This is a genomic window from Klebsiella sp. 141162, from assembly GCF_050600755.1.
Taxonomy (GTDB): domain Bacteria; phylum Pseudomonadota; class Gammaproteobacteria; order Enterobacterales; family Enterobacteriaceae; genus Klebsiella; species Klebsiella aerogenes.
In genome coordinates, this window is the sequence record NZ_JAQIRI010000003.1 from 280341 (window position 1) to 295240 (window position 14900).

The 14900-nt window shown below is 55.9% G+C and carries 14 protein-coding genes; 10 read left to right on the top strand and 4 right to left on the bottom strand.

Annotated elements, in window-relative coordinates:
- Nucleotides 1-26: 26 nt before the first annotated feature.
- A complete protein-coding gene (locus PGR23_RS12495) occupies nt 27-515 on the bottom strand; it encodes a 4Fe-4S binding protein (RefSeq protein ID WP_045390701.1) in 489 nt (162 codons plus the stop codon).
- 118 nt (nt 516-633) lie between these two features.
- Nucleotides 634-1452, bottom strand: coding sequence for an IclR family transcriptional regulator YiaJ (yiaJ, locus tag PGR23_RS12500; protein ID WP_045390824.1), 819 nt, complete (start codon nt 1450-1452; stop codon nt 634-636).
- Nucleotides 1453-1669: 217 nt separating this feature from the next.
- Here yiaJ and yiaK point away from each other — a divergent pair, with 217 nt between their 5' ends.
- From yiaK to araD, 8 genes are read left to right on the top strand one after another with little or no spacing between them, the layout of a single operon-like run.
- Nucleotides 1670-2668, top strand: a complete 999-nt coding sequence (gene yiaK, locus PGR23_RS12505; protein ID WP_047078827.1) for a 3-dehydro-L-gulonate 2-dehydrogenase — start codon at nt 1670-1672, stop codon at nt 2666-2668.
- An 11-nt stretch (nt 2669-2679) separates the two neighbouring features.
- Nucleotides 2680-3144 carry a YhcH/YjgK/YiaL family protein gene (locus tag PGR23_RS12510; protein WP_047047716.1) on the top strand — a complete coding sequence of 155 codons (465 nt, stop codon included), beginning with the start codon at nt 2680-2682 and terminating at the stop codon, nt 3142-3144.
- Between the two features lie 38 nt (nt 3145-3182).
- On the top strand, nt 3183-4106 hold the full coding sequence (locus tag PGR23_RS12515) for a DUF4862 family protein (RefSeq protein ID WP_396279317.1): 924 nt from the start codon (nt 3183-3185) through the stop codon (nt 4104-4106).
- A 50-nt stretch (nt 4107-4156) separates the two neighbouring features.
- Nucleotides 4157-5476 (top strand): MFS transporter, encoded by a 1320-nt coding sequence (locus PGR23_RS12520; protein WP_047047711.1) that lies wholly within the window; start codon nt 4157-4159, stop codon nt 5474-5476.
- 48 nt (nt 5477-5524) lie between these two features.
- Nucleotides 5525-7030, top strand: a complete 1506-nt coding sequence (locus PGR23_RS12525; RefSeq protein ID WP_045390687.1) for an FGGY-family carbohydrate kinase — start codon at nt 5525-5527, stop codon at nt 7028-7030.
- On the top strand, nt 7027-7689 hold the full coding sequence (gene ulaD, locus PGR23_RS12530; protein WP_047078826.1) for a 3-keto-L-gulonate-6-phosphate decarboxylase UlaD: 663 nt from the start codon (nt 7027-7029) through the stop codon (nt 7687-7689). The genes PGR23_RS12525 and ulaD overlap by 4 nt, the downstream gene beginning before the upstream one ends.
- A complete protein-coding gene (locus PGR23_RS12535; RefSeq protein WP_380377762.1) occupies nt 7682-8542 on the top strand; it encodes an L-ribulose-5-phosphate 3-epimerase in 861 nt (286 codons plus the stop codon). Before ulaD ends, PGR23_RS12535 begins: the two co-directional genes overlap by 8 nt.
- Nucleotides 8536-9252 carry an L-ribulose-5-phosphate 4-epimerase gene (gene araD, locus PGR23_RS12540; protein WP_047047702.1) on the top strand — a complete coding sequence of 239 codons (717 nt, stop codon included), beginning with the start codon at nt 8536-8538 and terminating at the stop codon, nt 9250-9252. Before PGR23_RS12535 ends, araD begins: the two co-directional genes overlap by 7 nt.
- On the opposite strand, the gene PGR23_RS12545 is transcribed toward araD, so the two are convergent.
- A complete protein-coding gene (locus PGR23_RS12545) occupies nt 9239-10054 on the bottom strand; it encodes an AraC family transcriptional regulator (RefSeq protein ID WP_396279316.1) in 816 nt (271 codons plus the stop codon). The genes araD and PGR23_RS12545 overlap by 14 nt on opposite strands.
- 252 nt (nt 10055-10306) lie before the next feature.
- On the opposite strand from PGR23_RS12545, the gene PGR23_RS12550 reads away from it, so the two are divergent.
- Together PGR23_RS12550 and PGR23_RS12555 are read left to right on the top strand one after the other, a co-directional pair.
- Nucleotides 10307-11707 (top strand): MFS transporter, encoded by a 1401-nt coding sequence (locus PGR23_RS12550; RefSeq protein ID WP_047047697.1) that lies wholly within the window; start codon nt 10307-10309, stop codon nt 11705-11707.
- A gap of 12 nt (nt 11708-11719) precedes the next feature.
- The gene (locus PGR23_RS12555; RefSeq protein ID WP_396279315.1) at nt 11720-13678 is read left to right on the top strand and encodes a glycoside hydrolase family 127 protein; all 1959 of its coding nucleotides are present in this window, start codon (nt 11720-11722) and stop codon (nt 13676-13678) included.
- Between the two features lie 49 nt (nt 13679-13727).
- On the opposite strand, the gene yiaY is transcribed toward PGR23_RS12555, so the two are convergent.
- Nucleotides 13728-14879, bottom strand: coding sequence for an L-threonine dehydrogenase (yiaY, locus tag PGR23_RS12560; RefSeq protein WP_316422792.1), 1152 nt, complete (start codon nt 14877-14879; stop codon nt 13728-13730).
- Between the last annotated feature and the right edge of the window lie 21 nt (nt 14880-14900).

Consider the following 14900-nt stretch of genomic DNA (forward strand, 5'->3'; position numbering starts at 1 on the left):
GGCCATCGCTGGCCGGGAACATCCAGTTACATTGCCTGCGCCGCCCAACGACGGCGCTCGGCGCTTAATCTTTCCAGCTCGGCGGGCTCAATACAGCGCAGCGCCTGAGTCGGGCAGGCCGCTACGCACGCCGGCCCCGTTTGCCGGTGCGCGCACAGGTCGCACTTCAGCGCCTGCACGCCTTCGTCGGTCAACATCACCGTCATCGCCCCATAAGGGCACGCCACCATACAGCTTTTACAACCAATGCACAGCCGTTGATCGACTCGCCAGACGTCGCCCTCATGGCGTATTGCCCCTTCCGGGCAGACGTTCGCGCAAGGGGCATCTTCGCACTGACGACACAGCGTCGCCGTTGATAACTCATCGCTCTTCACTACCCGGATCCGCGGCGCAAAGCGTCTTGCAGAAACGGTAGAACAATCCTGCCCCTGCTGATGCGACACCACGCAGGCCACCTCGCAGGTTCGGCAGCCAATACACTTTTGCGCATCGGCGATAATAAACCGGTTCATCCTCAACTCCCTTCGGGATAAAAACGCAGCGTGCCAGAAAAACCCCGCTGCGCGCTTTGATCCTGAATGGAATCAGCTGCGTTTTAGGCAAATACCCAGCAAGATCTCGCCAGTTGCCTTAGCCTTCGCGAATAACAAACCCCAGCTCGCGGGAAATCGCCTCTGCCGTTTCACGCAATGGTTTGAGCAGATTTTTCTCACCAACCTGTTTCAGGCGCGAAGTCGACAGCGAAATCGAAATGGCGTAAGGCACGCGACCGTGAATATCGAATACCGGTACCGCCAGGCACGAGACGCCGAGTTCGTTCTCTTCGCGGTCCATCGCCATATTACGTTCGCGAATCTGCGCCAGCTCGTCGTTCATCGCCGGCAGGCCGGTAATGGTGTTACGGGTCAACGGCTGAATAATATCCTGATGGCTATCCCAGTAGCTGGCAACGTAGTCAGGATGGCCGAACGCCATGTAGATCTTACCCATCGCCGAACAGTACAGCGGCATATGCTGGCCAATATAGGCGCGGGTACGCAGCATACCGGTAGTCGGCTCCAGCTTATAAATCAGAATCGCGTGGTCGTCCTCACGGCTGGAGAAGTTCACCGTCTCGCCGGTGGCGATGTTTAAAGCTTCAAGATGCGGCGCAGCGACATGAATAATATTCAGCGACGACAGCGCCTTTTGGCCCACGGCTATAAATTTGGTGGTCAGGCGGTAACTTCCGGCGGCAGGCGCCGGCGTAACGTAGCCGCAGGACTGCAGGCCCTGCAACAACCGATGCACGGTACTTTTGTTCAGGCCCGCCAGTTCAGACAGATGCGCCAACGGACAACCGTTTGGATAGTTACTGAGGATCTCAATCAGCATTAACCCGCGAAATAGACTCTGGCTTCCGGCTGGCCTCTCTTTCTCTTGCGTCATTTCACTCTCTTTTGTGCCCATCGCTTCGGCTTCCTTTTTAATCGCGCTCTGATGGTAGCGCAAAGTGTGGTTCAGTTCACGATCTGAACCGAAAAAACACAACCAACTGATTTTAATGATTTTTAAAAATAGCATCTGCCGTTGATCTGTCAAAAATTGATCGTTATATTTGAAATCAGATTTCGATATGTGAAACGTAAAGATAAAAAATCACTCAAACCCTAAGGGGAACACGGGAATGAAAGTAACTTTTGCGCAGCTAAAAGAGGCGTTCAATCGGGTATTACTCTCACGCGGTATTGCGGCGGAAACCGCCGACGCCTGCGCGGAAATGTTCGCCCGCACCACGGAATCCGGCGTCTACTCACACGGAGTGAATCGCTTTCCACGTTTTATTCAGCAACTGGATAACGGCGATATCATTCCGGATGCGAAACCTCAGCGCGTCACCAGCCTTGGCGCTATTGAGCAGTGGGATGCCCGGCGTTCGATTGGCAATCTGACGGCGAAAAAGATGATGGATCGCGCCATTGAATTGGCCTCCGACCACGGCATTGGCCTGGTGGCATTACGCAACGCCAACCACTGGATGCGCGGCGGCAGCTACGGCTGGCAGGCGGCGGAAAAAGGCTATATCGGCATTTGCTGGACCAACTCCATCGCCGTCATGCCGCCGTGGGGCGCGAAAGAGTGCCGCATTGGCACCAATCCGCTGATCGTGGCAATTCCCTCCACTCCCATCACAATGGTCGATATGTCGATGTCGATGTTCTCTTACGGCATGCTGGAGGTTAATCGCCTGGCTGGCCGCACGCTGCCGGTAGATGGCGGGTTTGATGATGAAGGTAATTTGACGAAGGAACCCGGCGTGATTGAGAAAAATCGCCGTATCCTGCCGATGGGCTACTGGAAGGGTTCCGGTTTATCAATTGTGCTGGATATGATAGCCACTCTGCTTTCCAACGGTTCCTCCGTTGCTGAAGTCACCCAGGACAATAGCGACGAATATGGCGTATCGCAGATTTTCATCGCCATTGAAGTCGACAAGCTCATTGATGGCAAAACTCGCGATGCCAAACTACAGCGGATCATGGACTTTATCACCACCGCCGAACGCGCCGATGAAAATGTGGCGGTCCGCCTACCGGGCCACGAGTTTACGCGATTGCTGGAAGAAAACCGCCGTAATGGGATCACCGTCGACGACAGCGTATGGGCCAAAATTCAGGCTCTATAGGGGAAACCACTATGATCTTCGGCCATATTTCACAACCGAATCCGTGCCGTCTACCGGCAGCGATTGAAAAGGCGCTCGATTTTCTTCGGACTACCGATTTTCGCCACCAGCCGCCCGGCGTCGTCGAAATTGATGGTAAGAATATTTTTGCGCAGATCATCGATCTGACCACCCGCGCGGCGACAGAAAACCGTCCGGAGGTACATCGGCGTTATTTAGATATTCAGTTTCTCGCTTCCGGTGAAGAAAAAATAGGTATCGCCATCGATAGCGGAAATAACCAGATCAGCGAATCGTTATTAGAACAGCGCGATATTATTTTTTATCACGATAGTCAACATGAATCGTTTATTGAAATGATACCCGGTAGCTATGCCATATTCTTTCCACAAGATGTGCATCGCCCTGGATGCATTAAAATGACTGCCACCCCTATTAGAAAAATAGTCGTCAAGGTAGCTATCGATATTCTGTAAAAGAACTAATTATCTCATTAAATTTACAGGAGCACATAATGAACATTACTACCGGTTATATTATCGGTGCGTATCCCTGTGCCCCCTCATTTCACCAAAAGAGTGAAGAGGAAGAGAAGGAATTCTGGCGACAACTTGCCGATACTCCAGATATTCGTGGCATAGAACAGCCTTGTCTTGAGCATATCCATCCTTTAGGCGATGAGTGGCTGCTGCGCCATACGCCGGATAACTGGCAAATTGTGATTACCGCCATTATGGAAACCATGCGCCGCCGCGGAGAAAACGCGGGCTTCGGTCTGGCCTCCAGCGATGAACAACAGCGTGTAGCCTGCGTTGAATACTACCGCCACCTTCATCGCAAAATTAATAAAATCAACGGTATTCAACCCGGTAAAGTCACCGCGCTTGAGTTACAGGCCGCGCCGCTGGCGGGAGATCAAAACATCGCCCAGGCAACGGACGCCTTTTCCCGCTCGCTCAAAGAAATCGCCAGTTGGGACTGGCGCTGCGACCTGGTGCTGGAACACTGTGACGCGATGAATGGCCCGGTGCCGCGTAAAGGCTTCCTGCCGCTGGATAATGTACTGGAAGTTATTGCCGACTATGAGATAAGCGTGTGCATTAACTGGGCGCGCTCGGCCATTGAAGGCCGCGATACCGCGCTGCCGTTGGCCCATACCCGGCAGGTTAAACAGGCCGGTAAACTGGGCGCGCTGATGTTTTCCGGCACCACCCAAACAGGCGAATATGGCGAATGGCAGGATTTACACGCGCCGTTTGCCCCCTTCTGCCCGCAAAGCCTGATGACCGCGCAGCATGCCCGCGATATTTTCGCCTGCGCCGCCGGCGCATCGTTGCAGTTCGCCGGTATTAAATTACTGGAAATAGACGCGAATGCCGATGTTAACCACCGCATAGCCATTTTGCGTGACGGTATCACCCTATTAAAAAACGCATAAGAACAACTACGTTTTCATTGTCATAATATTTACTCTACGAGAATATTAATATGAACATGACCTCTCGCCCTACAGCAAAAGATATTCCACGCCAGCGTTGGCTGAGAATTATCCCACCGATTCTTATTGCCTGTATTATTTCCTATATGGACCGCGTTAATATCGCATTTGCGATGCCGGGCGGTATGGATGCCGAACTGGGTATTTCCGCCACCATGGCGGGGCTCGCTGGCGGTATTTTCTTTATTGGTTATTTATTCTTACAAGTCCCTGGCGGAAAAATTGCCGTACACGGCAGCGGCAAGAAATTTATCGGCTGGTCGCTGGTCGCCTGGGCCATTATTTCCGTACTGACCGGTTTAATCACCAATCAATATCAACTGCTGATCCTGCGCTTCTTATTAGGGGTAGCGGAAGGCGGCATGCTGCCGGTGGTGCTAACGATGATCAGCAACTGGTTCCCGGACGCTGAACGCGGCCGCGCCAACGCCATTGTGATTATGTTTGTGCCGATTGCCGGGATTATTACCGCCCCGCTGTCAGGCTGGATCATCACCGTTCTCGACTGGCGCTGGCTATTTATTATCGAAGGCTTGCTCTCGGTGGTCGTGCTGGCGCTGTGGGCATACACCGTTTATGACCGTCCGCAGGAAGCGCGCTGGATATCCGCAGCGGAAAAAACCTACCTGGTCGAAACGCTGGCGGCGGAACAAAAGGCGATTGCCGGAACTGAAGTCAAAAATGCCTCGCTCGGCGCGGTGCTCTCTGACAAAACCATGTGGCAGCTCATCGCCCTTAACTTCTTCTACCAAACCGGGATTTACGGTTACACCCTGTGGCTGCCGACCATTCTGAAAGAGCTGACCCATAGCAGCATGGGACAAGTCGGCGTGCTCGCCATCCTGCCCTACGTTGGCGCGATTGCCGGTATGTTCCTTTTCTCTTCGCTCTCCGATCGTACCGGCAAACGCAAGCTATTTGTCTGCCTGCCGCTGATCGGCTTCGCACTGTGCATGTTCCTCTCCGTGGCGTTGAAAAATCACATCTGGCTGGCCTATGCCGCGCTGGTTGGCTGCGGATTCTTCCTGCAATCCGCCGCAGGCGTGTTCTGGACCATACCGGCACGCCTGTTCAGCGCCGAAATGGCCGGCGGCGCCCGCGGGGTGATCAACGCTCTCGGTAACCTCGGCGGCTTCTGCGGCCCTTACGCCGTGGGCGTACTGATCACCCTCTACAGCAAAGATGCCGGCGTCTATTGCCTGGCTATCTCACTGGCGCTGGCGGCCCTGATGGCGCTGCTGCTGCCGGCAAAATGCGATGCCGGCGCAGCACCCGCAAAGACGATGACTCCGCGTAACCACGCAGCTTAAAACTGTCCCGGACGGCCAGGCGTCGTCCGGAAAAACTGGAAGACTAAGATGAGTGAAAAAGAGACCTTCTGGCTGGGTATCGATTGTGGCGGTACTTATCTAAAAGCCGGTTTATATAACAGCCAGGGCGTAGAGCGGCGTATCGAGCGCTGCCCTTTACGCACCCTCAGCGCGCAGCCGGGATACGCCGAGCGGGAAATGGATCTGCTCTGGCAACGCTGCCATGAAACCATCGCCAGGCTGCTCAGCGCCGCTAACGTCAATGGTAAGCAAATCAAGGGCATCGCTATCTCCGCGCAGGGCAAAGGGCTATTTCTACTTGATAAACAGGATCGCCCGTTAGGTAACGCGATGCTCTCCTCCGATCGTCGGGCGTTGGAAATCGTTCAACGCTGGCAGCAGGATGGCATCCCTGAGCGACTGTATCCCCTTACCCGCCAGACGCTGTGGACCGGCCATCCCGCTTCATTGCTGCGGTGGCTGAAAGAAAATGAACCGCAGCGCTATGGGCAAATCGGCTGCGTCATGATGGCCCATGATTATCTTCGCTGGCGTTTAACCGGGATGAAGGGCTGCGAAGAGAGCAACATTTCTGAGTCCAATCTCTACAACATGAACAGCGGGCAATACGACCCACGCCTGACCCAGTGGTTAGGCATAAGTGAAATTGACGAGGCGCTACCGCCGATCGTCGGCTCTGCGGAAATATGCGGGGAAATCACCGCTCAGGCGGCCGCCGTTACCGGTCTGGCGGCGGGAACGCCCGTCGTCGGCGGTCTGTTTGATGTGGTTTCTACCGCGCTCTGCGCGGGCCTCAATGATGAATCAGTGCTCAATGCGGTGATGGGGACCTGGGCGGTTACCAGCGGGATCACCCACGGGCTGCGTGAGCATGAAGCTCATCCTTACGTCTATGGCCGTTTCGTCAATGACGGTGAATACATCGTCCACGAAGCGAGCCCCACCTCTTCCGGCAATCTTGAATGGTTTACCGCGCAGTGGGGCGGGCTCTCATTTACCGAGATTAATGAGGCCGTCGCCAGCCTGCCAAAAGCGGGAAGCGAGCTCTTCTTTCTGCCGTTCCTTTACGGTAGTAACGCCGGCCTGGAGATGACCGGCGGTTTTTACGGCATGCAGGCCATGCACACCCGCGCGCATTTACTACAGGCGGTGTATGAAGGGGTGGTCTTCAGCCATATGACGCATCTCAACCGCATGCGCGAGCGCTTTACCCAAGTCCAGGCTCTGCGCGTCACCGGCGGTCCGGCGCATTCCGAGGTATGGATGCAAATGCTGGCGGACGTCAGCGGTCTGCGCATCGAACTGCCGCAGGTTGAAGAGACCGGTTGTTTTGGCGCCGCGCTTGCCGCCCGCGTCGGTACCGGCGTCTATCGCCACTTCCGCGAGGCCCTGAGCAGCCTGCAGCATCCGGTACGAACCCTGCTGCCTGACATGACCGCACACCGTCTTTATCAGCGTAAATACCGCCAATACCAGCAATTGATTAGCGCACTACAGGGCTATCACGCCCGCATTAAGGAGCACACATTATGAGCCGACCATTACTACAACTGGCGCTCGACCATACCAGCCTGGAAGCCGCCCAGCGCGATGTCGCCGTACTGCGCCATCACGTTGATATCGTGGAAGCGGGCACAATTCTGTGTCTGACGGAAGGACTCAACGCGGTAAAAGCCCTGCGCGCCCAGTGTCCGGATAAAATTATCGTCGCCGACTGGAAAGTCGCCGACGCTGGCGAAACGCTGGCCCAACAGGCCTTTGCCGCAGGCGCCAACTGGATGACCATTATCTGCGCCGCGCCGCTGGCGACCGTTGAGAAAGGCCATGCCGTCGCCCAGTCCTGCGGCGGCGATATTCAGATTGAACTCTTCGGTAACTGGACGCTGGATGACGCGCGCGACTGGTACCGCATCGGCGTCCGCCAGGCGATTTATCACCGCGGCCGCGATGCACAGGCCAGCGGCCAGCAGTGGGGCGACGCCGATCTGGCGCGTATGAAAGCGCTGTCGGATATCGGCCTGCAACTGTCTATTACCGGCGGCATCACGCCGGCCGACTTACCCCTGTTTAGCGATATTGACGTCAAAGCGTTTATTGCCGGACGCGCGCTGGCGGGCGCGGCGCAGCCCGCGCAGGTGGCAGATGATTTCCACGCCCAAATCAACGCCATCTGGGGAGAACAGCATGCGTAATCATCCCTTAGGCATCTATGAGAAAGCGCTGGCGAAAAATCTTAGCTGGCCAGAACGGCTGGTGCTGGCGAAAAGCTGCGGTTTTGATTTTGTCGAAATGTCGGTCGATGAAACCGACGAACGTCTGGCGCGCCTGGAGTGGAGCGCCACCCAGCGCGCCTCTCTGGTCGCGGCGATGCTGGAGACCGGGGTAGCCATTCCGTCAATGTGCCTGTCTGCCCATCGCCGCTTCCCGTTTGGCAGCCGCGATGAGCCAACCCGCCTGCGGGCGCGCGAGATCATGACCAAAGCCATTCAGCTGGCTCGCGATTTAGGGATTCGCACCATCCAACTGGCAGGCTATGACGTCTACTACGAAGAACACGATGACGGCACGCAGCAACGCTTTGCCGAAGGGCTGGCGTGGGCGGTCGAACAGGCGGCCGCGGCGCAGGTCATGCTGGCGGTCGAAATCATGGACACCGCGTTTATGAACTCCATCAGCAAATGGAAAAAGTGGGACGAGATGCTCGCCTCGCCGTGGTTCAGCGTCTATCCGGACGTCGGCAATCTGAGCGCCTGGGGCAACGACGTCAGCGCCGAGCTTAAACTGGGCATCGACCGCATCGCCGCTATCCATCTTAAAGACACGCTACCCGTAACCGCACAATCGCCGGGGCAGTTTCGCGACGTCCCCTTCGGCGAGGGTTGTGTCGATTTTGTCGGCCTCTTCAAAACGCTGCATGAGCTGAACTATCGCGGTTCATTCTTAATTGAGATGTGGACGGAAAAAGCTAAAGAGCCGGTACTGGAAATTATACAGGCGCGCCGCTGGATAGAAGCGCGGATGCAAGAAGGAGGTTTCACATGTTAGAACAATTGAAGTCTGAAGTATTAGCCGCCAACCTGGCGCTACCTGCGCATCAGCTGGTGACGTTCACCTGGGGCAACGTGAGCGCCGTCGATGAAACGGGCAAGCTGATGGTTATCAAGCCATCCGGGGTGGAGTACGACGTCATGCGCGCTGACGACATGGTGGTCGTCGATATCGCCAGCGGCCATGTGGTTGAAGGCGCTAAAAAGCCCTCCTCCGATACGCCAACCCACCTTGCCTTGTACCGCCGCTACCCGCAAATCGGCGGTATCGTTCACACCCACTCGCGCCACGCGACGATCTGGTCGCAGGCAGGGTTGGATTTACCGGCCTGGGGCACCACGCACGCGGATTATTTTTATGGCGCGATCCCCTGTACCCGCCTGATGACTGCCGATGAAATTAATGGTGAATATGAGTATCAGACCGGCGAGGTGATCGTTAAAACCTTTGAAGCGCGCGATCTCGATCCCATGCAGGTCCCGGCAGTGCTAGTGCATTCACACGGTCCGTTTGCGTGGGGTAAAAACGCCGCCGACGCCGTGCATAATGCCGTCGTCCTCGAAGAGTGCGCTTATATGGGGCTTTTTTCCCGTCAGCTCACGCCACAGCTGGCCGATATGCAGCAAGAACTGCTCGACAAACATTATCTGCGTAAGCACGGCGCGAATGCCTATTACGGACAGGACACGCCTTCTATGCCGAATTAATGTGCTCTTTGCAGTAGCATCGCTTCCAGGCCGCGGGAGTCAGGCTGGTATGTTTGCGAAAGATTTTGCGGAAATAGCCCACATCGTTAAAGCCGCACTGCCGCGCCACCTCGCTAAGCGATAATGAATCGCTGATTAACAGCTTCTCCGCCGCCCTTACCCGTTGGCGGTGTAATGCGTCGGTCAGCGTTAAATGAAACGCATGGCGATAAACCCGCCCGAGATAGTCCGCGTTGCAGTGCAGTTCTTTGGCGAGGGTCGCCGCGGAAAGCGGCAGATGATACTGGGTAAGGATTATCTGCTGTGCTTTCCACGCCAACGCATTACCAGGAGTATCGACCGGCAACTCTTCTGCAGCGGCGGAAAGTTGCTGCAAAATCAGCAGCAATATTAATTCCAGCGCGACGCTGCGATGAATATTTTCCTGCTCACGCAAGAATTGGCGGAATAGCGAAATAATATATTGAGGTTCAGCTACGCGGGTATGCTGCGGCAGCGCAATTTTTGGCTGACATGATGAAACCAACGCCTCCGGGATCATTTCAAAATGGAGCCAGTAGAATTTAAGGTCTGCCGGAAATTGTTCCACACCTACATGTAACCGCTCCGGCCAAAGCAGCAAACTTTCTCCGGCACGAACGCAGAATGTCTCCTCATCTTCGCGAATCGTTAATGTCCCCTTTTCAACAAAAATGATCTCCCAGGACTGTAACTTCCTCGCCGGGTGGCTGCCGACGCCGCGAGAAATAAACAGGCCACCATTTTGGACTTTAATTGGCAGCGGCATGGATAAATTAAGCATATATATTCAATATTCTATTATCACGGCAATAATTAAGTGGATTACGCTTTGATTATTCATCATAAAATAGCGCTCTGCCGGATCGAAATCACATTTTCGCGATGAAGTCGGAATCGTCATCTTTTTATACTTTTTCCTTCCCTTGTTGCCGTTAATATTCCGTGCAAAATAATTAACGTACTTTGCTAATGACAAAACCAAAGCCCGCCATACAGCGGAATATTTTCCGAATATCCTTCCCGGGAGTTATTTATGACTTCGGCTCCGATTACCACAAGTGAAATAGCGCAACGCGCGCAGGACGACACGTTATCCCTCCGTGAAAAAATAGGTTACGGCCTGGGAGATGCCGGCGGGACCGTGATTACCTGCCTGATCATGAATTTTCTGACCTTTTTTTATACCGATGTCTTTGGTCTCACCCCAGCGCTGGTCGGCACGATGTTTCTTGCGCTGCGCGTTTTCGATGCCATTTCCGACCCGGTCATGGGCGTGCTGGCCGACCGCACGCAGAGCCGCTGGGGGCGCTTTCGCCCGTGGCAGCTATGGATTGCGGTGCCCATCGGCATTATCGGCGTCCTGACCTTCACGGTGCCGGATGCCGGCATGGGGGTAAAAATCGCCTGGGCGTTTGGCACTTATCTGCTGCTTTCCGTCAGCTACACCGCCATCAACGTTCCCTACTGCGCGTTAATCAACACCATGACCAGCCGCCACAACGAGGTGATCTCCTGCCAGGCGTGGAGATTCGTCCTGTGCGGTGTGGCCGGTTTTCTGGTCTCCGTCGGTCTGCCGTGGCTGGTGAAAGCGCTCGGCCAGGGCAATATCGCACAGGGCTATCAGTACGGCGTCGGCGTACTGTGCGCCATTGCCGTGGTGATGTTCCTGTGCTGCTTTTTCTGGGTGCGCGAGCGCGTGTCGCTGGATGTGATGGGCAAATTTACCCTCCGCGAACATGTTGCCGGGCTGCGTAAAAACGATCAGCTGCTGCTGATGCTGGTGATGTCTTTCCTGCTGATCAACGTGTTTAACATCCGTGGCGGCGGCTACATGTATTTCATCACCTACGTGCTGGGCGGCTCGACCGGCTACACCTCACTCTTTTTCACCATGGTGACTTTCGCTTCGATTTTCGGCTCCGTCATTATTAACCTGCTGTCACGCCGCTTCGATACGGTTAAGCTTTACTATTACACCAACCTGCTGCTTGCCGCGCTGGCGGTAGCGATGTGGTTCCTGCCGACCGGGCCCGCCTGGCAAACCTTGTGGCTGGCGGTCATCCTCGGCAACGGCATTATTCTCGGCTTCACCCTGCCGCTGCATTTCTCGCTGATGGCCTTCTCCGATGACTATGGCGAATGGAAAACCGGCGTGCGCTCCTCGGGGATGAACTTCGCCTTCAACCTGTTCTTTATCAAGCTCGCCTGGGCCTCAAGCGCCGGCATTATCAGCCTGGTCTTTATTTTCGTCGCCTATCAGCCAGGCGCCGATAACCAAACGGCCTCTTCACTGGCCGGGATCGCCGCGATGGAAACCCTACTGCCCGCGCTCTTTCACCTGTTGCTGGCGTTCGCCATCCGCGCCTGCAAGCTCAATAACCCTATGATGTCGCGCATCGCCACCGACCTGCGCGCGCGTCACGTTCAGTCTTAAGGAGTCTCCGTCATGTCCGTAATGGAAGTCGATCTGCACAAGCTTAAAATTAATGATCCGTTCCTCGGTCAGTATCAGCAACTGGTGCGCGATGTCGTGATCCCCTACCAGTGGGACGCGCTCAATGACCGGATCGCCGAGGCCGATCCAAGCCACGCGATAGAAAACTTCCGCATCGCCGCCGGGCTACAGGAAGGGGAATTTTATGGCATGGTTTTTCAGGATAGCGATGTGGCGAAATGGCTGGAGGCCGTCGCCTGGTCGCTATGCCAACAGCCGGATGCCGAGCTGGAAAAAACCGCCGATGAGGTGATCGAACTGGTGGCTGCCGCACAGTGCGCCGATGGCTATCTCAACACCTATTTCACGGTAAAGGAGCCGAACGCCCGCTGGACCAACCTTGCCGAATGCCACGAGCTATACTGCGCCGGGCATATGATTGAAGCGGGCGTCGCTTTCTTTCAGGCCACCGGCAAACGCCGCCTGCTGGAGGTGGTTTGCCGCCTGGCGGACCACATTGATAGCGTCTTCGGCCCCGCCGACCACCAGCTGCACGGCTATCCGGGCCACCCGGAGATTGAACTGGCGCTGATGCGCCTGTATGACGTCACTCAGCAGCCGCGCTATCTGGCGCTGGTCAATTACTTCGTCGAACAGCGTGGAACACAGCCACACTTTTACGATATCGAATACGAGAAACGCGGCAAGACGTCCTACTGGAACACCTACGGCCCGGCATGGATGGTAATGGACAAACCCTACAGCCAGGCGCATCTGCCGATTGCCGAACAGCCCACTGCCATTGGTCACGCGGTACGTTTTGTCTACCTGATGACCGGCGTCGCGCATCTGGCGCGGCTGAGCAAGGACGAAGGCAAGCGCCAGGATTGCCTGCGGCTGTGGAACAATATGGTCCAGCGCCAGTTGTATATTACCGGCGGCATCGGCTCACAAAGCAGCGGTGAGGCGTTTAGTAGCGATTACGATCTGCCAAATGATACGGTATACGCGGAAAGCTGCGCCTCTATTGGGCTGATGATGTTTGCCCGCCGGATGCTCGAGCTAGAAGCGGACAGCCAGTATGCCGACGTCATGGAGCGCGCGCTTTACAACACCGTGCTGGGCGGCATGGCGCTCGACGGTAAGCACTTCTTCTACGTCAACCCGCTGGAAGTACAACCAAAAGCGCTGAAATTCAACCATATCTACGACCATGTGAAGCCCGTCCGCCAGCGCTGGTTTGGCTGCGCCTGCTGCCCGCCGAATATCGCCCGCGTGCTGACCTCGCTCGGCCACTATATCTACACGCCGCGCGATGAGGCGCTGTATATCAACTTGTATGTCGGCAATCAGGTAGAAGTTGCGGTCGGCGAGGAGACATTGCGCCTGCGCATCAGCGGCAACTATCCGTGGCAGGAACAGGTCAAAATCGCCATCGATTCGCCTGTCGCGATCGCTCATACTCTGGCGTTACGCCTGCCGGACTGGTGCGACCATCCGCAGGTGACGCTGAACGGCCTTCCGGTCGCCGAGGATATCCGCAAAGGCTACCTGCACATCAATCGCCGCTGGCAGGAAGGCGATACCCTGGTACTGACGCTGCCGATGCCGGTGCGTCGTCTGTATGGCAATCCGCTGGTGCGCCATCAGGCAGGCCAGGTCGCCCTGCAGCGCGGCCCGCTGGTCTACTGCCTGGAACAGGCGGATAACGGCGAGGCGCTGCATAATCTGCAGCTGCCACGCGATGCGCAGTTCACCACCTTTGAAGGAAAAGGGATTTTCGCTCATAAAATGCTGATTCAGGCGCCGGGCTACAAGCTGACGGCAGAACAGGCGGAGCAGCAGACGCTCTGGCGATACGACAGCCCCGCCGCTACCCGCGAGGCGCAGACGCTCACGTTCATTCCGTGGTTTAGCTGGGCTAACCGCGGCGAAGGTGAAATGCGGGTGTGGGTACAGGAAAGCGCATAAGCAAAAGGCAAGAAAAACGCCCGGCAGCAAAGGCCGGGCGCTTTTTGTTTTACATCGCGGCGCGGAAAATCGCCATGATTTCTTCGTGGGTCGCCTGAATCGGATTGGTTAAACCGCAGGCATCTTTCAGCGCGTTGCTGGCCAGCAGCGGAATATCCTCTTCTTTAACGTTCAGATCGCGCAGACCGGCCGGAATGCCGACTTTACGCGCCAGCTCGCGGATAGCCGCGATGCAGGCTTCCGCCCCCTGTTTATCGTTTAGCCCGGCAACGTTCACGCCCATCGCCTGCGCGCAGTCACGCAGACGCACGGCGGCGACGCTGCAGTTATACTCCTGCACGAATGGCAGCAGGACGGCGTTGCAGACGCCGTGCGGCAGATCGTAGAAGCCGCCCAGCTGGTGCGCCATCGCGTGGACATAGCCCAGCGACGCGTTGTTGAAGGCCATCCCGGCGAGGAACTGCGCATAGGCCATTGCTTCACGCGCCTGTTCATTACCGCCATCTTCCACTGCGTGAGTTAAATTCTGTGAAATCATGGTCATCGCTTTCAACGCGCAGGCATCGGTGATCGGCGTCGCCGCGATAGAAACATAGGCTTCGATAGCGTGAGTCAGCGCGTCCATACCGGTAGCGGCGGTCAGTGATTTCGGCATCCCCATCATCAGCGAAGAGTCGTTAACCGACAGAACCGGCGTCACGTGCTTATCGACAATCGCCATTTTGATGTGGCGATCGACATCGGTGATGATGCAGAAGCGGGTCATTTCAGAAGCCGTACCGGCGGTGGTATTGATAGCGATCATCGGCAGTTGCGGTTTTGCCGAACGGTCCACCCCTTCATAGTCACGGATGTTGCCGCCGTTTGCCGCGACCAGCGCGATCCCTTTCGCGCAATCGTGCGGCGAACCGCCGCCCAGAGAAATCACGCAGTCGCAGTTATTCTCTTTCAGCAGCGCCAGGCCGTTTTCGACGTTCAGAGTCGTCGGGTTCGGGTGCACGCCGTCATACACCACGCTGAAGATATCCCGTTCCTGCAACGCCTTTTGTACTTCACCCGCCATACCTAATTTATTCAGCATCGCGTCGGTGACGATTAATGCCCGACGATATCCGTATTGCTGGATAGTATTCATCGCTTCAGTAACAGAACCAGCGCCAATAACGTTTACTGGCGGAATATAAAAAGTCGATGCAGCCATGATGATTCCTTCATTTAGGTG